This is a genomic window from Limnothrix sp. HT2024 (assembly GCF_059138625.1).
This window is the reverse complement of the sequence record NZ_CM181121.1, coordinates 619,916-640,789: the sequence shown is the minus strand read 5'-3', so window position 1 is coordinate 640,789 and position 20,874 is coordinate 619,916. Positions and strand designations below refer to the sequence as shown.

Here is a 20,874-nt window from a genome sequence, read left to right as displayed (position 1 = left end):
GTCAAAGGCAAAAGGCTCAATCATCCACCAGAGACAAGGGGCTTAAGCCCCTTGTCTGGGACGACTATCGATGGCGAAAACTGACAGCATAGACAACGATTTAGGGTCGTGGTCGCTGTCCATAATAGCGGTAACGGAGGTAGTCTTCGAGGATGCGATCGTGATCAAAGCAAAGATTTTTAGGTAGCTCCCAAGGATTAAAAATCGCGAAATTTCGCGCATCATCGGCCGCTTGCGGATCGCCCGTGGCCGCCGCAATAAACACCACGCTCATCGTGTGTTTGCGCGCATCCCGCTGCGGGTCGGAATACACATAAAATTGCTCGATTAACTTCACCGCCAAACAGGTTTCTTCGAGGGCTTCCCGTCGGGCTGCGTCCTCCACCGATTCGCCATAGTCCACAAAGCCGCCGGGAATCGCCCAACCCAGCGGGTCATATTTGCGCTCAATCAGGACGATCGGGCGGTGGGGGCGATCGATCAATTCAATAATTAAATCGACGGTCGGGGCGGGGTTGCGATAGGTTGGCTCGCTCATGAGGATTTTTGAGGGAAAGAATAGGAACCGGCGAGGGGGTAGACCGTGCCGCGATCGGTGTCGAAGGCCCAAGCGGTAATTTTGGGCGATCGGATAATATCCAATCGTTTTTGGGGATTAGACACCAATTTTTCTAGCTGAAAACTCTTGCTCCAGCGATTATTAGGACAAACGAAATCACCGAGAATTTGTCCCATGCCGCGATAGTTTTTGCCCACTTTGGCCGCTGTGAAGGGAATCGTTGAGCCGTCTTTTTCGTAAGCCAACAAAACCGATCGCGTGGGTTGGCAGCCCCCACCCAAGGTCAGCTCACCACCGGCCACATATTCCCAAACATCGTCATTTTTTTGAATCGTTAAGGTTTGGAAATTTCCGGCGATCGGCTGCGATTTGGCCATGATTTGCAAATCACTTTTAATCGGCATGGGCAAGGCTAGGGGTGGCCGAATGAAACCTAGCCGATTCACGTCCCCGATCGTTTTTAAAACATGCTCATTCAGCTCGGGATAAATCCACTCTGTAAAGCAGCGTTCATCTTGAAAACTGCCAATAAAGGTTAAGCAAGCCTTGCCCTGATGGCGATCGCGGCTGAAGTTCGCCAAGTTTCGCGACCCGATCGCGAAGCTAGCGTAATGCAGCACCAAAAATAGGGTTAATCCAAAGATTAGCAGCCCTTTTCGCCAAGATTTTGGTAGCCGATTTTGGGTGAACTTTGGCAGCAAAATCGCGGACAGATGGATAATCGCAATCCACAGGTATAGCGAAAAGGTTTGGTAACGGGAAGTCAGCGCAGAATCGGGCCCAAACCCAAACCGCCCCAGAGTGACGATCGCATCGGTTCCGATCGCATAGCACCCAAAAATTACCCATTCAAACGATCGCACTCGATCGCCCCGCCAAGCCAAGATTACTAACCCCAAAAAGCCCAGCAGACCCAAGCCCCCCAGCAGTTGGCTCAAGCCCAGGCCATCAAATCCCAGGATCGCCCCCATCAAGGCAAACCAATATTTCAACCCCTCGATCGGGTGTTGCAATGGCCCCGCAAAACTCGGGTGGCTGGGTGGTTTGTAATAATCCCAAAAATAGAGCAGCAAATTCGCCGCCATCGCAGTCAGCCACACCCCCAACCCAATCCAGGATTGGCGGGCCGTTGTGCCCAGGGATTGAATCGATCGCCCCAAATCCCCAACAATCCCGTAGGGGCGCACCGCCGTGCGCCCTCCACCATCTTCGTCACTTAACAATCTAGTTTCACTGACATCCCGCACCGCCGTGCGCCCACCAGCATCGTCGCTTTTTATCGATCCGTGCCCGTTGTCATCACCTCGACCCAAGCCAACAATCCAATCCTTTAAAAACAACGCCGGAAAGGATAGAAACCAGCAAAACATCCCGCTGGCGCTGGAATAAGTGCTGACCGTGGCCAACAGAATATTGCTCACAATTTTCTGCCAAAACTTCAGCGATGATTGCGCCAACCACAAACTGGTGGTGATGCAAAAAATCGGCAAGAAAACCACGATTTGAATGCTATAAACCCAGTTTTCCCACTGCGAAGGACTGAAGAGTAAGCAACTAGCGAGGGCAAAGGCGATCGCCTGAAATCGTCGATCTAAAACGGTCGATCGCCCCAGGGCAAAAATCGCCCCCGCCGCCCCACAAACCAGGGCAAAAATTACCGCCAATTCTGCTCGAATATCCCACCCGGTTAGATAGGCTAATCCCAAAAAAATCAGCCGGGGAAACACCTTGCGGCTTTCATTGTGTTGGGAAATAAAATCCGCGAAGGTCAGGGGCTGATGCTCCGCCAACTTCACGAACAGCACCCCCGGCGTGTCCCACTGGTCGTAGGTGGGCAGGTTTACGCCATACCGCACCATCAAGGCCGCCAGCAGCAGCGCGGGCAGCACCCAAACCGCCAGCCACGGCCAGCCCTTCGATCGAACGGCATTCAACACAGACCACTCCTCGCCAGAGTCCTAACGCAAATAGGCGATCGTCACGCCCGTGCCGCCGTCCTCGCGGGGGGCATCCTCAAACCGCTCCACCAATCGATGGGTTTTGAGGTGGGCGCGCACGCCGTCTCGCAGTTTACCGGTTCCCTTGCCATGCAAGATCCAGAGGCAACCAAAGTCGGCGGAAATCGCCCGATCGATCGCCTGTTCCACCTCGATTTCCGCGTCGGCAACCCGGGCCCCGCGAATATCCAAAGTGTTGCTGCTGGTGCGGAGGATCGATCGCTCCTTCGCCTTCGGTGGGGGCGCGGGTTTCGGCTCTGGTTTTTGCACCTCGATTTTTTTGCCATCGAGGGATTCCACATCGGCAAAGCTGAGGGTCGCTTTGATCAGCCCCATCCGAATCGTGATTTCCTCGTCGGCCTCATCGATCGCCAGCACCTCCGCCGCGCCGCCGAGCTTGGGCACGCGCACCCGTTCGCCCACCTGGGGTTTGTAGCCCTTGGGTTTCGGTTTCGGCTGCTGGGACGGTAGGAATTTTTGGGCAATTTCGCCCACTTGGGCCGTGGCCTGCTGGGCTTGCTGGCCCGTGGGCGTGCCCCGCTGGAGCTGGCGGATCACCTGGGCAATTTCGCCCCGCGCCCGTTCGATTTCCTTCTGGACAGCGGCTTCTTGGGTTTGTTTGAGCTGTTCTTCGCGCTCTTTCAGGGTTTGGGCCTTGCGATCGATTTGCTCATGCAAGAATTCCGCCCGCTGCAACAGGTGCGCCACCTCGTTGGCCTTGGCTTCCTGGCGGCGGCGTTCCGCTTCCAAACCGGCGATCGTCCGGTTGATGTCTTCCGATTGGCCGCCCACCCGATCGGCCGCCGCCACCACCACCGCTTCATCCAGACCCAACCGGCGGGCAATGCTCAAGGCGTTCGATCGCCCGGGAATTCCCCACAGCAACCGATAGGTGGGGCTGAGGGTTTGGTCATCAAATTCCACCGAGGCGTTCTCGAACCGGCTGTCGCGATATTTCAGGGTTTTCAGTTCCCCAAAGTGGGTCGTGGCCACGGTCAACCGGGCGCGATCGGCCAGGGTTTCCAACAGGGCGGCGGCCAAGGCGCTGCCCTCGGCCGGATCGGTTCCCGCGCCCACCTCGTCGAGCAACACCAACGATTCGGGTGGATTGTTGGTGGTGGCGGGGCGATCGGCGGAGGGCGCAAGGCCTTGCGCCCCTACGGTGTCGGTTTCATTGGATTCTGTGTTGTTGGCATCGTCAAAATCACCCTCGGGTAGGGGCGCACCGCCGTGCGCCCTTTCGATGGCGATCGCACCCAAACTGTTGGGATCGTCCGAATCGTCGTTTGTGGCTGCATCGTCGGGGGCAAGGGGCTTAAGCCCCTTGTCTAGCGATGGGTCTGGGGTGGGGCCGGGGCGATCGGGTTGGAGGGCATCCAGGATGCGGACGATGCGGCGGATGTGGCCCGAAAAGGTTGAAAGGTTCTGCTCGATCGACTGTTCATCGCCAATATCCGCCAACACCTGACTGAACCACGGCAACTCCACCGGCTCCCGCGCGGGCACAAACAGCCCCGCCTTCGCCATCAGAGCCGCCAAGCCCAGGGTTTTGAGGGTGACGGTTTTGCCGCCCGTGTTCGGCCCCGTAATCGCCACCACCCGAATTGTCGGATCCACCCGCACATCGATCGGGATTACGTCCCGCCCCTGCTCGTGCTTCTGCTGCCAAATCAACAACGGGTGGCGCAACTGCCGCAGGGTCAGGGTTTCACCCGATTCAATAAAACGCGGCGCATTGCCCTCAATCCAAAAGGAATAGCGGGCGCGGGCGGCGGCCAAGTCCAACTCCGTCGCCACCGCCAACAATCGCTCCAGATCCGGGGCCACTTCGGCGATTTGTTCACTGAGCTTGCGCCGGACGATTTCCGACTCGATCGCCTCTTGTCGTTGCCATTGGCGCAGGCGGTTGTTTTGCTCCGTAATCGTGTGCGGTTCCACGTAGAGCGTCGCGCCCGTGGAGGAGGTGTCGTGGACAATGCCGCGGATCACGTCCTTATGGCTGGCCTTCACGGGAATCACGAACCGATCGCCCCGTTGGCTAATGTTCGGTTCCTGAATCGCGTTGGACTGCTGCTGCATGATGTTGTGCAGCTTTTGGTAAATCCAATCGCGGCCGGCCCGCAGCTTTTCGCGCACTTCTGCCAACTTGGGGCTGGCCCGATCGGTCACATCCCCCCGCTCATCGATGCAGTAGTGAATCTCCTGCTCCAGCTCGGGATAAGTCCGCAGCTCTTCGACGAGGGCCGATAGGGCCGGCAAATCTTCCCGCTGGTCGATCGCCCGCCGCAGGTTGCGGGCCCCCGATAGGGTCGTCGCCACCTCCAACAATTCCTCGCCAGCCAACACGCCGCCCCGGGTCGCCCGATCGAGCGCCGAGCCAATATCGGCAATGCCGCCAAAATTCAGCCCCCCGGTGGCGCTGCGTTCCAGTTCCCAGGCCTCGCGGGTTTGGGCCAACAGGGTTTCACTGGTGGCGCGATCGCCCGGAATCGGCAATTGTCGGGCCACGATCGCCCCCAGCTTGGTGGCCGTAAAGGTTGCCAGATGCTGGCAAAGGCGCGGCCATTCCAACAATTCCAGGGTTTCAATCTGGATCGACTCAGCTTGATTAGCAATCAGTGATGATGGCAACGGAGACACAGGCAACCTAACGTTATTGCGATGAAAAACGGCGCGGTTCTTATATTGTAAAGGTCAAGCTCAAAGGACAGATCCAAGAAATTCCAGAAATTGCTGATTTTGTCCTACTTTCTCCTTGATCAAATTTTCTAATTCAGACCTGATTTTGATTCAAGGATTAATCTGACTATATTCTTAGGTCTAAGAGGATGTCTGAAAAGTGTCTTTTGGCACGGGCAATGCACCAATAGTCTTGGGGACAAGGGGCTTAAGCCCCTTGTCTTCGTCGATCGATGGGGCGTGCAGAGTATCGATTTTGGCTTTTCAGACATCCTCTAACTGTGTTGATTCTGATTGCATTTTCTGCCATTGTATTGGCCGGCCGCGTCGATCGTCTGATCGCTGACCACTCCAATTTTTGATTGATCTAATACATTTGCAATTCAATTTGCCGAATCGAAATGAAGCGTTCGTCCGGCAAAAGAATTACTCGATCTTGAAAAATCGGTCGCCCTCGAAAGGTATTCCGATTCACCACAATTCCATAGGGCCGCCGAGCGCGATCGACCATAATCACACAATAGGCTTCATAGATGGCCCGGGCTGCTCGCAACAAATCCAGCTCTGGCCCCTCTGGCGGCAGTTCCAGGTAGTCTGCATAGTCCGTTTCGGGGGTCTGAGACCGCTTAGACAGCGCACGCGATCGAGTGGATGAGTATGGCACAGGGCAGAACCAAGGTGATGATGGTGGAGGAATTGCCGATTATTCTAATTCAATGGACATTGATCGCAAATTAACCCTAAATGTCTCGATTTCAGTGAAATTTCCGTCTGATAGGTCAAGAATCAAGATTTTTCAGCAATATTGTCTAGAATATTCCGCTAGAACATGACTTTCTCAGAAATCCAAAGGCTCTGTTGATAGTCGAGGATGCAACTCCAGCCCTGTTGACTTAAAAATTCCTTGGTGAGCTTTGCTTTGCCACCGCCCGGTAACCCATTGTCATCGAGCAAAATAATGCAGCCCTGCCGTAATTTGTCCCAGGCGGCTTCAATTTCTGCCAGTTGATGGGCCTGGGATTGTTGTTGAATTTGAGGATCATCCCACCAATCCAAACTATCCAGATAAAGCAAGTCGATCGGGCGATCGAACTGTTTGAGGAAGGTCACTGAATCACTGCAAACATACTCAATACGCTGAGCCACATGCTGGGTACAGTACTGGGAAGTGGTCAGATTGTCCGGCGACAGATCCACCGTCCAAAGGCGACCCCCGTCAAAGGTTTCCAGGGTTTCGCCAAAAATGGTGGTTGAGCAACCGGCCCCCCAATCATCGGGTAGCCGCTGGGTGCCGGTTTCCACAATCACCCCATCCCGTCGATCGCCCAAATGCTGCAAAAACAGCCCGATCGCTGATTTAAACGTTGGGTAGCGGGCTTGGGGGGCTGACCCAAAGCGTTGGTCAAACCAGCCCCCAAAATAGCCAAACGTCGCAGATCGTGAAGTCATTAGGTTAAGGGTGCGATCGACTGGAGTTGCAAGCTGGGGTGATCGCCCTCCACCTGCTGACAGTTCCACTCATTCTTGAACAACAAAACGGGACGATCCCACATATCTTTGACGGTCATGGCATTAAACAGCCGGCCCACTTTGGTCAGCTCATCCCAACCGGCGGTGACCCAACGGGCCACGGAATAGGGCAACAGCTCAACCCGTGATTCCACACCGTATTCACTTTGCAAGCGGAATTGCACCACTTCAAACTGCAATTGCCCCACGGCGGCCAAAATTGGATCGCGCTTGGCTTCGTCGGTGGAATACATGATTTGGACGGCTCCTTCTTCACGAAGTTCCGAAATTCCCTTCTGAAATTGTTTGAATTTAGAAGGGTTAGGGTTTCGCAAATAGGCAAAGAGTTCCGGTGAAAAACAGGGAATGCCTTCGTATTCAATTTTGGGGCCGATGTAAATGGTGTCCCCGATCGAGAAGGCTCCAGGATTGTTTAAGCCAATGACATCGCCCGCGTAGGCTTCCTCAACGGATTCGCGATCCTGAGCAAAGAGTTTTTGCGGCCGAGCCAATCGTAAGCTCTTGCCCGATCGCGCATGGGTCACCACCATGTCTTTCTCGAATTTGCCGGAGCAAACCCGCACGAAGGCCACCCGATCGCGGTGTTTGGGATCCATGTTGGCCTGCAACTTAAAGACAAAGCCCGAAAAATGCTCATGGGTTGGTTCAACGGCTCCTGTGCGGGCGGTGCGGGGGCCTGGCTTGGCGGCATAGTCCAAGAAGGCATCGAGAAACAGTTGCACCCCGAAATTGGTCATGGCGCTGCCGAAGAAAACGGGGGTGAGTTCGCCGGCCAAAACCGCTTCGAGATCCAACTCAGAACCCACCTCTTCAATCAGTTCCAACTCATCCCTAAAGGTTTGATAAACGTCCGGTTCCACCAGTTCCAGCAGTTCCGGCGCGTCCAAGTCCAGGGTGGTTTCGTTGGCCATTTTGCTGCCATGGCGCGATCGCTGGAACAGATGCACTTTCCGGGTGCGGCGATCGAACACTCCTTTGAAGCGATCGCCCGTCCCGATCGGCCAATTCACCGGATAGGTGGCGAGTTTCAGTTCCTTTTCAATTTCATCTAATAGATTCAGCGGCTCTTGGGAGGGGCGATCGAGCTTGTTGGCAAAGGTAAAAATCGGCAATTTCCGCAACCGGCAAACCTCAAACAGCTTGCGTGTTTGTGGCTCCAAGCCTTTAGCCGCGTCAATCAACATCACCGCATTATCCGCAGCGGCCAAGGTGCGGTAGGTGTCTTCGCTGAAGTCTTGGTGACCGGGCGTATCCAACAAATTAATTTGGCAGTCTCGATATTCAAACTGCAACACTGTGGAGGTGATGGAAATGCCCCGTTGCTTTTCCAGTTCCATCCAGTCTGAGGTAGCTTGGCGCTGGTCGCGACGGGCCCGCACGGAACCGGCTTCGTGAATTGCACCGCCATACAGGAGCAACTTTTCAGTGAGGGTGGTTTTCCCTGCATCCGGGTGGGAAATGATGGCAAAGTTGCGGCGGCGGTTAACTTCCACAGCCAGTTTGGCGGAGTCGGCGAATTCAACGACCATGGTTCAACGGAAGGATTGGCTTTCAGATTATAGGGGCTTGGGCCGGTGTGGGCGGTTGGGGCCCGATCGATCGCATCTGACATAACCGATCTCGATCTCAACCATCCTGTTAAATCGATCGCACGGGAACCGAATCAATCCCTGTATCTTCTGGAAATCAGAATCTGCTGAAAGTATTAAAACGCCGTCTGACATGCCAGTGACAACCCCCTGACATCTGGCGGCCTTAGGCTAACCGACGGTTACCCAGCGGCTAGGCTGCGTTGGAGTCTTGCGTTTTGAGGTGCGATCGACATGCGAAACAATCTCAACCTTGCGATCACCACCCTAATGACCGTGGTTGGCTTGCAGCTTCTGTTGCTACCGCGATCGAGCACCACGGCCAAAATTCCCCAAACAACAGCTTGCACCCAGGCGGCGGTTTCCGGGCGCTGGTTTGGGGTCTCCTTGGGGCGATCGCAGCAGAAATTCGATGATCCTTGGACGATCGCCACCCTGGAAATTAATACCATTCCGAGTCCTCAAGGGGCGCTGGATTGGCTGCGGGGCCATACGATGGGTTGCGAACCGACCCCATCGCCCACCCCATCGCCGACCCCAACCCCAGCAGTCCGCCCGTGAGTCGCCGCCGCCGTCCTCCTGTCTCTGCCCGATCGTCCGCCTCTGACTTGACCCAGCCGATCGCCCCAGCCGTAACGGTTGCCCCTCAAGCCATCACACCTCCAGTGGGGCAACGGTTGCAAAAGGTGCTGTCCCAATGGGGACTGGCCTCCCGTCGCCATGCGGAAATTTGGATTACGGAAGGGCGAGTGCGGGTCAATGGCCAGGTGGCGCAATTGGGCTGTGTGGTCAATCCCGAGGTGGATCAAATTGAGGTGGATGGTCGGCCCGTTCGTCCAGTCGATCGCCCCGCACTGATCTATCTACTGTTGAATAAGCCCGCCCGGGTGCTGTCGGCTTGTGCAGACGATCGGCAGCGGCGAACCGTATTGGATTTATTGCCCCGATCGCTTGTTGAACAAACGGGACTGCACCCCGTGGGTCGCTTGGATTGGGATTCCACCGGGGCCTTGCTGTTAACCAACGATGGGGAACTGACCCACGCCCTCACCCACCCCCGGTTTCACCAACCCAAAACCTATCGCGTGTGGGTGCAGGGCCAACCCAGCGCCCAGATTTTGGCGCAATGGCGACAGGGCATCTTCTTGGATGGCCGGCCAACAATGCCGGCCCAAGTCCGCGAGGTGCAAGGGCGCAAGGATCATCCCCAGGGCGATCGCACGGAATTAGAAATCATTCTGAGAGAGGGTCGAAATCGGCAAATTCGACGCATGGCCGAATTATTCGGTCATCCGGTGATAAAGTTGCACCGTATTGCTATTGGTTCGCTCACCCTGAAATCAAAACAGGGGCAAGAGCTGCCCATCGGCACTCATCGACACCTGACAGCCGCTGAAATCCAGCAGTTGCGCCGCCAGGCCGGCTTAGGATCAGCCCGTTAATCCCAGTTCGACTCATTCCCCGTTGATTGATCATGATCATTAATCATCATGATTACCGGAATTCCCCTTGAATTCCCAAAAGCGTCGCGAGCGGTATCGGTCAAGACCCAGCCCATGGGACAATCCTAATCTCAGACCCAAATACCATCCTCAAGATTCTGACTTCAAAAATCTGATCTCAAAATTCTGATGGTGGTTGTCTAAACCTTCGCAAGATGGCCTCTCGGTCGCTAGGATAGTCACGAGTCTTCGTCTCCCCAACTCTCGGTACAATCTTCCAACTCCTCCCCGTTCCGCCGCATCACGCACCGCAGCAGCCACAAGGATATGAACGACAGCACGATGCCTGCTGACTCGCCCCAAGTTGAGCGCCTTGTTGAAATCGGCACTCGACTGCGGGAATGTCGCGAAAGCCAAGGCTTAACGATCGAGTCCGTCGCGGCAACCACCAAAATTCAACGTCGTATCCTGCAAGCACTTGAGGCGGCCGATTCGTCCTCGCTGCCCGAGCCGGTTTATGTGCGCGGGTTTATTGCCAAGTACGCCACGGCTTTGGGGTTGGATGGCTCCGAAATTGCCCAGGAATATCCGCTGCAAAATGGCATAGTCCCCGTGCGCTCTCAGCGGGTGCTGTCGGTAATTCCTGCTCCCCAGCTCAAGCCGGCCCATTTGGTGATGCTGTATATCGGTGTCCTGATTGCGTCGGTGTTGGGTCTGTCGGCCCTGTTGCGCCAAAGCCAGCCGGCCCCCAGCACGGTGATTGTGCAGCCGCCGGTTGCTTCGCCCAGCCCGGTGGTTACGCCTACTCCCCGATCGACCACCAGCCCCAGTACCCCAGCTCGCCCGACGGCGGCCGCTAGCCCTTCACCTAGCCCCACGCCTTCGCCTAGCCCATCGCCGACTCCTAGCCCTAGCCCATCACCGACTCCTAGCCCCAGCCCTTCACCCAGCCCGACTCCTACGGCTTCCGCCACACCGAAGCCCACCACGAGTCCTCGTGCCACGACCCCCACGCCTTCGCCGAGACGCACGGCAGCCCAGTCACCCCGCCCTGCCGCGACCAGTAGTCCTAGTAGTCCTGCGCGATCGCCCGTTCCAGCCCTGGCTAGTGGCGGTGACGGGGTGTTGGTAGCTCAGGGGATTGCTAGCCAAATTCGCTTTCCGCAGCGGTTGAACCTGTCCCCGATCGCCCCGGTGCGAGTGAACGTGCGGCTCACGGCCCGCTCTTGGGTGCGAATTTTGACCGATGGCAAGGTGACCTATGAAGGGGTCTTGCCCGAAGGAACCCAGCGTTTGGTTACGGGTCAGCGCAATGTGGTGGTGGTGACGGGCAATGCGGGGGGAACATTCCTGAGCTACAACGAGGGTACGGAACGCAAGCTGGGTAACACCGGAGCGGTGCAGTCGGCTCGCTTTGGCACACCTGGCGCGGGCCAGGCTCCGGGGCGATCGAACAATCGCCCCAATAGCCAGCGCGGTGGCACTCCGGCAACCAATCAAAATCAAGCGCGGGACGGCGCAAATCGCAACAGCTTGCCCAACTAGCCGGTTCAACTTGCGTGGCTCTTTTGTAGCCGGTTAGCGAGTGTTTCAAACCTTTTGGCTGTTCCCCGCATGTCGCAAAGCCCTCGGATCGCGATTTGATCGATCCGAGGGCTTTGAGTATCGTTAGGGGCAAGGGGCTTAAGCCCCTTGTCTACCTTGTCTACGGCGACTGGTCTCGAAATACAGCCTAATGTTTTTGCGGGGCAAGGGGCTTAAGCCCCTTGTCTACCTTGTCTACGGCGATTGGTCTCGACATACAGCCTAGTGTTTTTGGTATGTCACTAGGCTTTGAGGTTGACTCCCCCGCCAGAAACCCATGCCTACTACATTTGCTGATGATGCCGAACTGGGGAAGGCCTAATAGGCATCCTGAAGTTCGTAGAAGTCCGGCGAGATATAGTCCTTGCGCAAGGGCCAGCCCACCCAATCTTCTGGCATCAGAATCCGCTTCAGGCTTGGGTGACCTTCGTAGACAATGCCGTACATATCGTAGGCTTCGCGTTCTTGCCAGTCAGCGCCCTTCCAGATCCAATAAACCGAGGCTACGGTTGGGTTGGCACGCGGCAGGAACACCTTGACGCGCACTTCCTTGGGCTTGGTCACGTTGTCGGCCACCTGCACCAGGTGATAGAGACTCACGAGGTCTTCACCGGGGCCCAGGTCGTAGGCACACTGACACTGGAGGTAATTAAACCCGTAGGCGTAGAGGGCGGTGGCGATCGGCAGCCATTTGTCCCGATCGACCTTGATCACTTCCACGCCCAAATCATCGATTTCCAGCAGCTCGTTACCGAAACCATTGCTGGTCAGCCATTGAGAAATGTCCCCTTTGAGGGCGATCGCACCGGCTTCGTTGGTGGCGAGATCGGTGGGTTGGGTTTCGTCGGCCATGCGTTGCGTCTCCTAAGCTTCCTGTTTGGCCCGATCGGTCAACAGCGCGGGCGGCACGGGCAGCCCGATCGCGTCGGTCAGGCTCTTGGGCGGGGCTTGTCGGCCCGGCTCTTGCAAATAGCGACCGGTCAAAATCGGCGAAGTCGGCTTCATTTGGTGGTCGATTGTGTAGTAGCGGTTGGTTTGGGCCGTGGCTCCGCGCTCCGCCAGCGACTCATTGGCCACCTTTTTGCGCAGCTTGATAATTGCATCCACGATCGCTTCCGGGCGAGGCGGGCAACCGGGCAAATACACATCCACCGGAATCAACTTATCCACACCACGCACGGCCGAAGGTGAGTCCACGCTGAACATGCCACCCGTGATCGTGCAAGCCCCCATGGCAATCACATATTTCGGCTCTGGCATTTGCTCATACAAGCGCACCAGGGCCGGAGCCATTTTCATGGTGATCGTTCCGGCGGTGATCAACAGATCTGCCTGGCGCGGGCTGGAACGGGGCACCAGTCCAAAGCGGTCAAAGTCAAAACGGGAGCCAATCAGGGCCGCAAATTCAATGAAGCAACAGGCCGTGCCATAGAGCATCGGCCACAAACTCGACAACTTCGCCCAGTTGTAGAGGTCATCCACCGTGGTCAAAATCACGTTTTCCGACAGATCTTGCGTGACCTGCGGACGACCCACGGACTCGATCGGGTTAGGGTTCGGCGTTACGACCATTCCAACGCTCCTTTGCGCCAGGCATAAACAAGGGCAATGACCAGGATGGCAATGAAGACCAGGGCCTCAATGAAAGCCAACAGACCCAAGCGGCTAAAAGCCACCGCCCAGGGGTATAGAAACACGGTTTCCACGTCAAAGACCACGAAAACCAGTGCAAACATGTAGTAACGGATATTGAACTGAATCCAAGCTCCGCCGATCGGCTCCATCCCTGATTCGTAGGTCGTGCGCCGTTCCTTGCCAGGACGCTTGGGGCGCACAACGGCAGAAGCACCAAGGGCAAGCACAGGCACAATGCCGCAAAGCAGCAGGAAGCCTAGAAAGTATTCATAGCCACTCAGCGTAAACATATCTGGGGGTACTGCTGGAGAACTCTTCTAAAGCGGGGATCAGCGCCTTTTTTCCCAACCTGGGGTCGGATTCACCCAGGGTCTGCCAACCGAAGGGCTGGCCATCACTTGCTGGAAGCTGGCGCTCATTATTCTGACATGAACGAATCGATGAAAACTTTGGATGCTGGGGATTTGATGGCTTTTTCGGGAATTTTGCGAAGGGCCGATCGCCCCAGAGCCTAGACCAGAGGGGCGATCGCGCCTGTGCGATAATCGTTAAGACAATCTTTTAATCCCAGTAATTAGCCCACGTTAACTAGCCCAGGTTAACGGTGGCGGAGCATGGGCCTGTGCCCGGCTCTGTGGGGCTAAACCCGATCGAGTCCTGACCTCGATCGGCTCGGTTGAATTCCCGTCGTTTCGATCTTCACGCTTCCTGTCGCAACCCATGACTCATCCACCAGAGGACTCACCGATCGAACCGATCGCGGCTGCCGACTCCAGCGCGATCGAGGCCACCTCCTCGGAACCGGCCGCCCCCGCCCCGCCCGATCGCTATGAATGCCGCTCCTGTGGCTATGTCTACGAACCCGCCAAGGGGGATGAGCGTCGGAACGTGGCCCCCAACACCCCCTTCGAGACCCTGCCTGAAAATTGGCGCTGTCCCGTTTGTGGCGTGAAAAAATATCAATTCAAAAGCATCGGCCCCGCCGGCAAAGCCTCCGGATTTGACGAAAACCTCGGCTACGGCATTGGGGTTAACACCCTCACTCCCGGTGCAAAAAACGTCCTCATTTTCAGCGTTTTGGGCCTGGGAATTCTGTTGCTCCTGAGCTTTTATGGTCTGAATTAGCCCAAGGCAGTTTCCTTGGCTGATTCCCGCTGAGCACCCCTTTCAGACCGCACCGAAACTCTCGATTCCGGTCACCTCATCATCCCATTCATCCCATGACCCACTGGCTTCGTAATCTATTCCCCAAATTATTGCCTGTCCTGTTGGCGGCCCTGCTTTGTGTGGGCTGCACCGCTCGCAAAATCGACTCCGTAGCGGCCAACCCCTGGGAGGTGATTAACCTGCCCACCGAACAAACCATGTTGGATGTGACCCTGGTGGGCAAGGGGCCCCACGGCTGGATGGTGGGTAAAGGGGCCACCATCCTGGAAACCACCGACGGTGGTAAAACCTGGGCCGATAAGTCCCTGGATTTGGGTGACTCGCCCTATAACCTGGAATCCGTCAGTTTCTCGGGCAAGGAGGGCTGGATTGTCGGTAAGCCCGCCATCCTGCTGCACACCACCGACGAGGGTAAAACCTGGTCGGAAATTCCCCTCAGCAACCAACTGCCCGGCGATCCACGCTTGATTGTGGCTCTGGGATCCCAGCAAGCCGAAATGATGACTGACTTGGGAGCCATTTACCGCACCACGGATGGCGGCCGCAACTGGAAAGCCATGGTGCAAGAGTCGATCGGGGTGGTGCGCAATGTTTCCCGATCGAGCAGCGGTAAATATGTCTCAGTTTCCTCGCGGGGGAGCTACTACTCCACCTGGACTCCCGGCGATGAAGCTTGGCAGCAACACAACCGCAACAGCTCGCGCCGTCTGCAAAATATGGGCTTTGGCCCTGACGATCGCCTGTGGTCTCTCGCACGCGGGGGCCAGGTGCAATTCAGCAGCCCCACCGATGTGGAAACCTGGGCCGCCACCACCAGCCCCGAACTGCGCAACAGCCTGGGGCTGCTGGACTTGGCCTATCGCAATGATCAGGAGCTGTGGATTACTGGGGGGAGCGGCGATTTGCTCGTCAGCTATGACGGCGGCAAAACCTGGCAGAAGGATCGCGCCGTCGGCGATGTGCCCTCCAATTTCTACCGAATTCTGTTCTTTGGGCAGGATCAGGGCTTTGTGCTGGGCCAAAGCGGCGTAATCTTGCGCTATGACACAGCCAAGCTCAATGCCGCAGTTCCGGCTGCCAGCTAAGGCGATCGCGGCTTTGCCCATCGATTTTCGGTGAGTTGCGGTTATGACACAGCCAAGCTCAATGCCGCAGTTCCGGCTGCCAGCTAAGGCGATCGCGGCTTTGCCCATCGATTTTCGGTGAGTTGCGGTCGGGATCGTTGTTGGTGCTCGATCGCTGGTGGATCAGTCGCCGGTTCATGACAATCGCGAGACGCATCCCCAGCGATCGCCCGATCCCCGCCGCCCCTCGCAAAAAGCTCGATCGCCCAGGATTGGCTTGTGGAGTTTTTCCCCCGTTCTGTATCATGGAAACCAGCAATTGCCCATTCTCCGGCCGTCGCTGAAGTTCCCAAAACTCAGCAATTTCCGGGTTGCATGATTGGGCAAGCCGCTAGTTCTTGTTTAATTTTCCATTGAGAGAAGACTAAAGAGACTATGTCATCTGGATCAACTGGTGAGCGTCCGTTTTCGGACATCGTAACGAGCATCCGCTATTGGGTCATCCACAGCATCACCATCCCGGCTCTGTTTATCGCTGGTTGGTTGTTTGTCAGCACGGGCTTGGCCTACGACGCATTCGGAACGCCCCGCCCCAACACATACTTCACCGAGACGCGCACCGAAGTGCCGATCGTGCAAATCCGTCAAGGCGCTAAGACTCAGATTGATCAGTTCTTGCAGAAGTAGTTATTGAGCGTTTTTAACAATCATGGCGACGCAGAATCCCAACCAGCCCGTTGTTTACCCGATTTTTACCGTTCGTTGGTTGTCAGTCCACGCACTGGCAGTACCGACGGTGTTCTTCCTGGGCGCGATCGCGGCCATGCAGTTCATTCAGCGCTAGGAGATTGTCACTGTGGAACGTAGCCCTAACCCCAACAAGCAACCCGTAGAGCTGAACCGGACTTCGCTCTATCTGGGTCTGCTGTTTATTTTCGTGATTGGCATTTTGATGTCCAGCTATTTCTTCAACTAGGCTTTTTAACTGAGCCGCTATAGGGATTGAGCCTTTGGCCTACACCTTAGCTGCTGAGTTGATGAAGTATCCGTTGAATGGTCAACATCCTCCAGCCCTGAGCTGGGGAAACTCTCAGTGCGATGCGCTCTAGTGGCGCGTCCTCATCAAACCCTATTTCCTTACTAAGGAGGTCACGGCTGTGTCTGGAGGCGGACGAATTCCCCTGTGGGTTGTCGGCACGATCGCCGGTATTGGTGTCATCGGTGTTGTCGGTTTGTTTTTCTATGGCGCTTACGTCGGTCTTGGTTCGTCGATGTAATTTTGGCTGCCTGTTGATTGGGAACGCTCTTGTCGCTTGGCACAAGGGCGTTTTTGCTGATTAGGGCTGGCTCAATCTAGGCCTGCTGATCAAAGTTGGCCAGTTAGGATGAGTGGTTGGGATTGCCAGCAGGACACCCCAGCCGATCACGAACCCTGGTTCACGGTGGTGGAACCGTCGTGGAAACTCGTTGGAACCGCTGAAGATGTGTGATTGGCGACCGGGAGCCGGAAACGGGGCGCGATATACTGCAAATACCCGATAAGATCACCAATCAACGAGCACTGTTCCGCAAGTTGACATTGGCCCCTGATCAGCCAGAGTCAGACAAGGTTCCCCAGTGATCGATGGCTTGGTTTCTATTAGTTCCCATTAAACGGAGCCACAAGCCCAGGGTGCGATCGCCATTGTCCAGAACCTTGCCCAGAACCTTAGAACAGTTGATCGACGGATGCCGGGGCGGGTTGCTCTCCCCAGCTAGATTCGGGTTGTTTCCGGTGCTTTTTCGGTTTGGATACCAGTTGCAATGACCTCGTTTTCCACAGCTCGATCGGATCTCAGCGAACTTCGACGACTCAAAAGCCTGTTGCCCCCTGAGCTACAGAGCTGGGTAACCGTTGAAAAGGCCATGGACGTGAATCCGCCCCTGATTCGTTGCGAAGAAATCGGCAAGGATCAGGTGGAAATCCAGGTGGATTTGGTGGCCTGGGAGCAATTCGCGAAGGATCAGCGTAATTTGCTGTTCTGGCACGAGGTGGCCCGCATTCAAAACGACACTATCCCGCGTGACGGCTGGGAAATGGCGGCCCTGGCGATCGGGCTGGGCGGCGCGGTGGGTGAGCTGTGGGTGCAAGACGGCCTGTTGCTGCTGTTGGCCTTGGGGCTTTGTGGGGTGTCCGGCTGGCGGCTTTATCAGAAAAACAACAGCGATCGGCAACTGAAAGAATCGATCGAGGCTGATGAAAAGGCGATCGCCCTAGCCGCTCGGTTTGGCTATTCCTTGCCCAATGCCTATAAAAGTTTGGGTAGCGCCCTGAAAACCCTGGTGGAACAAACCCCCAAGAAAAAATTGCGCAGCCGGTATGAATCGCGACTGCAATCCCTGAAGCGGAGTGCCGCTAAGGCCAAAGCTCGGATGCAAGGTGGTTCGGAGTCGGAGCCGAATTTCTACCGCGATCGGGATCGGCAGTTGGAGTTTTAAGGCTGGGCCCTGGTCTGGGCCGCCGCTTGAACATTTTGGGGGGATCTCGCCAATTGACGGGATCCCCCCATGATTTAGGCCCAGTCAGCGCGGCCGAGTCGGATTGGCCCAGCTAGGCTCAATAGGGCCTGATCATCATCAATTAGGCCCGTTTGGGAAAATTAGGCCCGTTTGGGAATCAGTTCAAAGGAACGACAGCCCAAACAGGGGCCCGACGGGTTCACGGCACAACGGAGCAGTTCCGATCGCGCGTTGAATCGACAGCGCGGATCGCCAATGATCCATTGGCCTTCAAAGAAATTTTGTTCCGAGGGGCGCTGGGTCGCCTGCACATGCAGCGCAATCTTGTAGAGATGGTAGCGACCCGATCGCAGTTGATAGCGATGGTGTCGTTCCAAGACTGCATAGGTCTTGCCGGCCAAGTCCAAGTAGCTGCCGGGCTGAGGATGCCAATCAAGTTGCACATCACCGAGGGACTCACGAGGGTGGGTGACAATCACCTCCGTGGGCAATGAGGGTGGATCTTGTTGCATGGGCAAGCGGGGAAGGGATTCAGAAGGAACCTGGTTAACAAATCCGATCGGGCAGTTTGCAATCGGATGATGGGAAATCGGCGCGGGGGCATGGCCCTCAAGGGCGATCGCCCGACATTCGCAATTGTCATATCCTAGCCCGAGAGTTGCCGGAATCCGGTGACCACCTCACCGCTCGATCGCACAATTGCCGGGGACTGGTTCCGGTGGAGTTTCTGGATCACTGTGATTGCCAGCGCTCCAGAAAATTGCGCAAAACATTAGGGCGATCGCGCCAATACCTGTATACTGATCAGTCTGGAAACGTATGCCGCGGCTGGCACGTTTGTCATAAGCTTTCTGGCTCAGAAGCTTGCGTTGCTTGATCTCCAACCGTCCTTCCCGTTGTCGATTAGGCGCAAAAACCGCAACAAGGAAAGGAATCTAAAGTCTTAGTTATGTCTCGATACAGAGGTCCGCGTCTCCGCATTGTGCGTCGTTTGGGCGAGCTGCCGGGTTTGACCCGCAAGAGTGCCAAGCGTGCCTATCCGCCCGGACAACATGGCCAAAACCGCAAAAAGCGCTCGGAATATGCCGTGCGCTTGGAAGAAAAGCAAAAGCTGCGGTTTAACTATGGTGTCAGCGAGCGCCAAATGTTGCGCTACGTTCGGAAAGCTCGTCGGGCAGCCGGTTCCACGGGAACGGTGCTGTTGCAACTGCTGGAAATGCGCCTAGATAACACCGTGTTCCGTTTGGGCATGGCTCCCACCATTCCCGCCGCTCGTCAGTTGGTGAACCATGGTCACATCATGGTCAACGGCCGGCGCGTGGACGTGGCTAGCTATCAGTGCCGTCCTGGGGACGTGGTCACGGTGCGGCCGAAAGATCAATCGCGCAAAATCGTGGAAAACAACCTGCAATTCCCCGGCTTGGCCAACATGCCCAGCCACCTGGAATTTGACAAGGAAAAGTTGACCGGCAAGGTGAACAGCGTGATCGATCGCGAGTGGGTGGCGCTGCAAATCAACGAACTGCTGGTGGTTGAGTACTACTCTCGCCAAGCTTAGGTTCGTTGGGGCCAGATTCCCCACTTCTATGCAAATTTGGGATTCAGGTTTCTGGATCCAGTGCCAAAAAAGCATTTCAAGAGTCACCCAGCCCGATCGGTTGGGTGATTTTTTTGATTGCAATGCCTAATCCATCAGCACCCAAGTGTCCTTGGAACCGCCCCCTTGGGAAGAGTTGACCACCAGCGATCCCCGGCGCAGGGCCACCCGTGTCAGACCGCCGGGATGCACATAGATATCCTCCCCGTAGAGAACGTAGGGGCGCAAATCCACATGGCAGCCCTCAAACTCCCCATCGAGCAGGGTGGGAACCCGCGACAGGCAAAGAGTGGGTTGGGCGATGTAGTTGCGGGGGTTAGCCCGGATTCGATCGGCAAAATCGGCCTGTTGTTCGGCGGTGGATTGGGGGCCAATCAACATGCCATAGCCCCCGGATTCGTTGGCCGCCTTGACCACCAGCGAATCCAAATGCTCCAGCACATAGGTCAAGTCCGCCGGTTCCCAACAAAGGTAGGTGGGCACGTTGGGGATCATGGCCTCTTCATCCAGGTAGTAGCGAATCATTTTGGGCACATAGGCATAAACCGCCTTGTCGTCGGCCACGCCGGTTCCCAGCGCATTGGCGATCGCCACTCGTCCCGATCGATACACATCCGTTAGCCCCGGCACACCCAACATAGAATCGGAGCGAAACACCTGGGGATCGATGAAATCGTCGTCAATTCGTCGATAAATAGCATCCACCCGTTGCAGTCCCTTGGTGGTTTGCATTTGCAAATAGCCATCGGCCACCACCAGGTCTCGCCCCTCTACCAGTTCCACGCCCATTTGTTGAGCCAGGAAAGAATGCTCAAAGTAGGCGGAATTGTAGATCCCCGGCGTGAGCACAACGACGGTGGGATTGGCCAGGCGATCGGGCGTAAGGTTCAGCAGCGTTTCCAATAATCGCGACGGATATTCATCCACCGCCTGAATGTTGGCGTTTTCAAAGACCTTGGGGAAGGTGCTTTTCATCACGCGCCGATTTTCCAAAACGTAGGAAATGCCCGACGGGCAACGCAGGTTATCTTCGAGCACATAAAACTGCCCTTGGCGATCGCGCACCAAGTCAGTTCCGGTCACATGGCACCAAATGCCCTTGGGGGGCTGCAATCCCATGCAAGGCTGCAAAAAACCCTTGGCGGATTCGATTAAATCGCGGGGCAAAATACCATCTGCAATAATTTTTTGGTCACTATAGATATCCTGTAAAAAGCAATTCAGGGCATGAATTCGCTGTTTCAGACCCTGTTCGAGGATTTGCCATTCTTGGGCGTTAATAATGCGCGGAATGATATCGAAGGGAAAGGCTCGCTCAATGCCTTCGCTGGCCCCATACACATTGAAGGTGACCCCCTGCCGAAAGAGAGCAATTTGAGCGGCTTCTTGGCGTTGGCTTAACTCGGCGGCCGATAGCGATCGGAGGCGATCGACCAAAAATTGGGCTTCGGGGCGGGGCTGACCGGGGCCGGCAAACATCTCATCATAAAAGTCCCCTGGATCGTAGGAGTCCACATTCATAGGCGGATGCG

Annotated in this window: 23 protein-coding genes; 11 read left to right on the top strand and 12 right to left on the bottom strand. The window is 56.1% G+C overall.

The window, feature by feature from the left end; genetic code table 11:
- Nucleotides 1-100 precede the first annotated feature (100 nt).
- The 6 genes from AC2IAX_RS02680 to prfC form a co-directional block, all read right to left on the bottom strand.
- Entirely contained in the window at nucleotides 101-538 is a 438-nt protein-coding gene (locus tag AC2IAX_RS02680) for an NUDIX domain-containing protein (RefSeq protein ID WP_494389217.1), read from the bottom strand.
- Nucleotides 535-2,496, bottom strand: coding sequence for a hypothetical protein (locus AC2IAX_RS02675; protein ID WP_494389216.1), 1,962 nt, complete (start codon nucleotides 2,494-2,496; stop codon nucleotides 535-537). Before AC2IAX_RS02675 ends, AC2IAX_RS02680 begins: the two co-directional genes overlap by 4 nt.
- 21 nt (nucleotides 2,497-2,517) lie before the next feature.
- Nucleotides 2,518-5,196, bottom strand: coding sequence for an endonuclease MutS2 (locus tag AC2IAX_RS02670; RefSeq protein ID WP_494389215.1), 2,679 nt, complete (start codon nucleotides 5,194-5,196; stop codon nucleotides 2,518-2,520).
- Between the two features lie 406 nt (nucleotides 5,197-5,602).
- The gene (locus tag AC2IAX_RS02665) at nucleotides 5,603-5,899 is read right to left on the bottom strand and encodes a hypothetical protein (RefSeq protein ID WP_494389214.1); all 297 of its coding nucleotides are present in this window, start codon (nucleotides 5,897-5,899) and stop codon (nucleotides 5,603-5,605) included.
- Nucleotides 5,900-6,057: 158 nt separating this feature from the next.
- On the bottom strand, nucleotides 6,058-6,684 hold the full coding sequence (locus AC2IAX_RS02660; protein ID WP_494389213.1) for a class I SAM-dependent methyltransferase: 627 nt from the start codon (nucleotides 6,682-6,684) through the stop codon (nucleotides 6,058-6,060).
- A complete protein-coding gene (gene prfC / locus AC2IAX_RS02655; RefSeq protein ID WP_494389212.1) occupies nucleotides 6,684-8,294 on the bottom strand; it encodes a peptide chain release factor 3 in 1,611 nt (536 codons plus the stop codon). Before prfC ends, AC2IAX_RS02660 begins: the two co-directional genes overlap by 1 nt.
- 294 nt (nucleotides 8,295-8,588) lie before the next feature.
- Between prfC and AC2IAX_RS02650 the strand changes: the two genes are divergently transcribed.
- The 3 genes from AC2IAX_RS02650 (at nucleotide 8,589) to AC2IAX_RS02640 (ending at nucleotide 11,341) form a co-directional block, all read left to right on the top strand.
- Nucleotides 8,589-8,915, top strand: coding sequence for a hypothetical protein (locus tag AC2IAX_RS02650; protein ID WP_494389211.1), 327 nt, complete (start codon nucleotides 8,589-8,591; stop codon nucleotides 8,913-8,915).
- Nucleotides 8,916-9,019: 104 nt separating this feature from the next.
- Nucleotides 9,020-9,796 (top strand): pseudouridine synthase, encoded by a 777-nt coding sequence (locus AC2IAX_RS02645; RefSeq protein WP_494390260.1) that lies wholly within the window; start codon nucleotides 9,020-9,022, stop codon nucleotides 9,794-9,796.
- A gap of 327 nt (nucleotides 9,797-10,123) precedes the next feature.
- Nucleotides 10,124-11,341, top strand: coding sequence for a helix-turn-helix domain-containing protein (locus tag AC2IAX_RS02640; RefSeq protein ID WP_494389210.1), 1,218 nt, complete (start codon nucleotides 10,124-10,126; stop codon nucleotides 11,339-11,341).
- A 357-nt stretch (nucleotides 11,342-11,698) separates the two neighbouring features.
- On the opposite strand, the gene AC2IAX_RS02635 is transcribed toward AC2IAX_RS02640, so the two are convergent.
- The 3 genes from AC2IAX_RS02635 to ndhC are packed head-to-tail and all read right to left on the bottom strand — an operon-like array spanning nucleotide 11,699 to nucleotide 13,305.
- Nucleotides 11,699-12,232 (bottom strand): NAD(P)H-quinone oxidoreductase subunit J, encoded by a 534-nt coding sequence (locus tag AC2IAX_RS02635; protein ID WP_099534304.1) that lies wholly within the window; start codon nucleotides 12,230-12,232, stop codon nucleotides 11,699-11,701.
- A gap of 12 nt (nucleotides 12,233-12,244) precedes the next feature.
- Complete coding sequence (locus AC2IAX_RS02630) at nucleotides 12,245-12,952, bottom strand: NADH dehydrogenase subunit K (protein ID WP_494389209.1); 708 nt, start codon at nucleotides 12,950-12,952, stop codon at nucleotides 12,245-12,247.
- Nucleotides 12,943-13,305 carry a photosynthetic/respiratory NAD(P)H-quinone oxidoreductase subunit C gene (gene ndhC, locus AC2IAX_RS02625; RefSeq protein ID WP_099534302.1) on the bottom strand — a complete coding sequence of 121 codons (363 nt, stop codon included), beginning with the start codon at nucleotides 13,303-13,305 and terminating at the stop codon, nucleotides 12,943-12,945. Before ndhC ends, AC2IAX_RS02630 begins: the two co-directional genes overlap by 10 nt.
- A gap of 430 nt (nucleotides 13,306-13,735) precedes the next feature.
- Here ndhC and AC2IAX_RS02620 point away from each other — a divergent pair, with 430 nt between their 5' ends.
- Together AC2IAX_RS02620 and AC2IAX_RS02615 are read left to right on the top strand one after the other, a co-directional pair.
- Nucleotides 13,736-14,140, top strand: coding sequence for a rubredoxin (locus AC2IAX_RS02620; protein ID WP_494389208.1), 405 nt, complete (start codon nucleotides 13,736-13,738; stop codon nucleotides 14,138-14,140).
- Nucleotides 14,141-14,235: 95 nt separating this feature from the next.
- Nucleotides 14,236-15,267, top strand: a complete 1,032-nt coding sequence (locus AC2IAX_RS02615) for a photosynthesis system II assembly factor Ycf48 (protein WP_494389207.1) — start codon at nucleotides 14,236-14,238, stop codon at nucleotides 15,265-15,267.
- Nucleotides 15,268-15,325: 58 nt separating this feature from the next.
- Here AC2IAX_RS02615 and AC2IAX_RS02610 read toward each other — a convergent pair whose 3' ends face one another.
- A complete protein-coding gene (locus AC2IAX_RS02610) occupies nucleotides 15,326-15,553 on the bottom strand; it encodes a hypothetical protein (RefSeq protein ID WP_494389206.1) in 228 nt (75 codons plus the stop codon).
- A gap of 128 nt (nucleotides 15,554-15,681) precedes the next feature.
- Between AC2IAX_RS02610 and psbE the strand changes: the two genes are divergently transcribed.
- The 5 genes from psbE to AC2IAX_RS02585 all read left to right on the top strand — a co-directional run bounded on the left by psbE (nucleotide 15,682) and on the right by AC2IAX_RS02585 (nucleotide 17,724).
- On the top strand, nucleotides 15,682-15,933 hold the full coding sequence (gene psbE / locus AC2IAX_RS02605) for a cytochrome b559 subunit alpha (protein WP_494389205.1): 252 nt from the start codon (nucleotides 15,682-15,684) through the stop codon (nucleotides 15,931-15,933).
- A gap of 22 nt (nucleotides 15,934-15,955) precedes the next feature.
- Nucleotides 15,956-16,090, top strand: a complete 135-nt coding sequence (gene psbF, locus AC2IAX_RS02600; protein WP_099534297.1) for a cytochrome b559 subunit beta — start codon at nucleotides 15,956-15,958, stop codon at nucleotides 16,088-16,090.
- Nucleotides 16,091-16,102: 12 nt separating this feature from the next.
- A complete protein-coding gene (gene psbL / locus AC2IAX_RS02595; protein WP_099534296.1) occupies nucleotides 16,103-16,222 on the top strand; it encodes a photosystem II reaction center protein PsbL in 120 nt (39 codons plus the stop codon).
- 181 nt (nucleotides 16,223-16,403) lie between these two features.
- Nucleotides 16,404-16,523, top strand: a complete 120-nt coding sequence (locus tag AC2IAX_RS02590; RefSeq protein WP_099534295.1) for a photosystem II reaction center protein J — start codon at nucleotides 16,404-16,406, stop codon at nucleotides 16,521-16,523.
- A 526-nt stretch (nucleotides 16,524-17,049) separates the two neighbouring features.
- Nucleotides 17,050-17,724: a DUF3318 domain-containing protein gene (locus AC2IAX_RS02585; protein ID WP_494389204.1), complete on the top strand. Its 675-nt coding sequence runs from the start codon at nucleotides 17,050-17,052 to the stop codon at nucleotides 17,722-17,724.
- Between the two features lie 161 nt (nucleotides 17,725-17,885).
- Here AC2IAX_RS02585 and AC2IAX_RS02580 read toward each other — a convergent pair whose 3' ends face one another.
- On the bottom strand, nucleotides 17,886-18,257 hold the full coding sequence (locus AC2IAX_RS02580) for a DUF6464 family protein (protein ID WP_099534293.1): 372 nt from the start codon (nucleotides 18,255-18,257) through the stop codon (nucleotides 17,886-17,888).
- Nucleotides 18,258-18,694: 437 nt separating this feature from the next.
- Between AC2IAX_RS02580 and rpsD the strand changes: the two genes are divergently transcribed.
- Nucleotides 18,695-19,303 (top strand): 30S ribosomal protein S4, encoded by a 609-nt coding sequence (gene rpsD / locus AC2IAX_RS02575; protein WP_099534291.1) that lies wholly within the window; start codon nucleotides 18,695-18,697, stop codon nucleotides 19,301-19,303.
- 126 nt (nucleotides 19,304-19,429) lie between these two features.
- Here rpsD and AC2IAX_RS02570 read toward each other — a convergent pair whose 3' ends face one another.
- Nucleotides 19,430-20,863 carry a circularly permuted type 2 ATP-grasp protein gene (locus tag AC2IAX_RS02570; protein ID WP_494390259.1) on the bottom strand — a complete coding sequence of 478 codons (1,434 nt, stop codon included), beginning with the start codon at nucleotides 20,861-20,863 and terminating at the stop codon, nucleotides 19,430-19,432.
- Between the last annotated feature and the right edge of the window lie 11 nt (nucleotides 20,864-20,874).

Coding starts and splice junctions, on each gene's coding strand:
- AC2IAX_RS02680 (WP_494389217.1), bottom strand. CDS start 538: ATGAGCGAGCCAACCTATCGCAACCCCGCCCCGACCGTCGATTTAATT.
- AC2IAX_RS02660 (WP_494389213.1), bottom strand. CDS start 6,684: ATGACTTCACGATCTGCGACGTTTGGCTATTTTGGGGGCTGGTTTGAC.
- prfC (WP_494389212.1), bottom strand. CDS start 8,294: ATGGTCGTTGAATTCGCCGACTCCGCCAAACTGGCTGTGGAAGTTAAC.
- AC2IAX_RS02650 (WP_494389211.1), top strand. CDS start 8,589: ATGCGAAACAATCTCAACCTTGCGATCACCACCCTAATGACCGTGGTT.
- AC2IAX_RS02640 (WP_494389210.1), top strand. CDS start 10,124: ATGAACGACAGCACGATGCCTGCTGACTCGCCCCAAGTTGAGCGCCTT.
- AC2IAX_RS02635 (WP_099534304.1), bottom strand. CDS start 12,232: ATGGCCGACGAAACCCAACCCACCGATCTCGCCACCAACGAAGCCGGT.
- AC2IAX_RS02630 (WP_494389209.1), bottom strand. CDS start 12,952: ATGGTCGTAACGCCGAACCCTAACCCGATCGAGTCCGTGGGTCGTCCG.
- ndhC (WP_099534302.1), bottom strand. CDS start 13,305: ATGTTTACGCTGAGTGGCTATGAATACTTTCTAGGCTTCCTGCTGCTT.
- AC2IAX_RS02620 (WP_494389208.1), top strand. CDS start 13,736: ATGACTCATCCACCAGAGGACTCACCGATCGAACCGATCGCGGCTGCC.
- AC2IAX_RS02615 (WP_494389207.1), top strand. CDS start 14,236: ATGACCCACTGGCTTCGTAATCTATTCCCCAAATTATTGCCTGTCCTG.
- AC2IAX_RS02610 (WP_494389206.1), bottom strand. CDS start 15,553: ATGATACAGAACGGGGGAAAAACTCCACAAGCCAATCCTGGGCGATCG.
- psbE (WP_494389205.1), top strand. CDS start 15,682: ATGTCATCTGGATCAACTGGTGAGCGTCCGTTTTCGGACATCGTAACG.
- psbF (WP_099534297.1), top strand. CDS start 15,956: ATGGCGACGCAGAATCCCAACCAGCCCGTTGTTTACCCGATTTTTACC.
- AC2IAX_RS02585 (WP_494389204.1), top strand. CDS start 17,050: ATGACCTCGTTTTCCACAGCTCGATCGGATCTCAGCGAACTTCGACGA.
- AC2IAX_RS02580 (WP_099534293.1), bottom strand. CDS start 18,257: ATGCAACAAGATCCACCCTCATTGCCCACGGAGGTGATTGTCACCCAC.
- rpsD (WP_099534291.1), top strand. CDS start 18,695: ATGTCTCGATACAGAGGTCCGCGTCTCCGCATTGTGCGTCGTTTGGGC.
- AC2IAX_RS02570 (WP_494390259.1), bottom strand. CDS start 20,863: ATGAATGTGGACTCCTACGATCCAGGGGACTTTTATGATGAGATGTTT.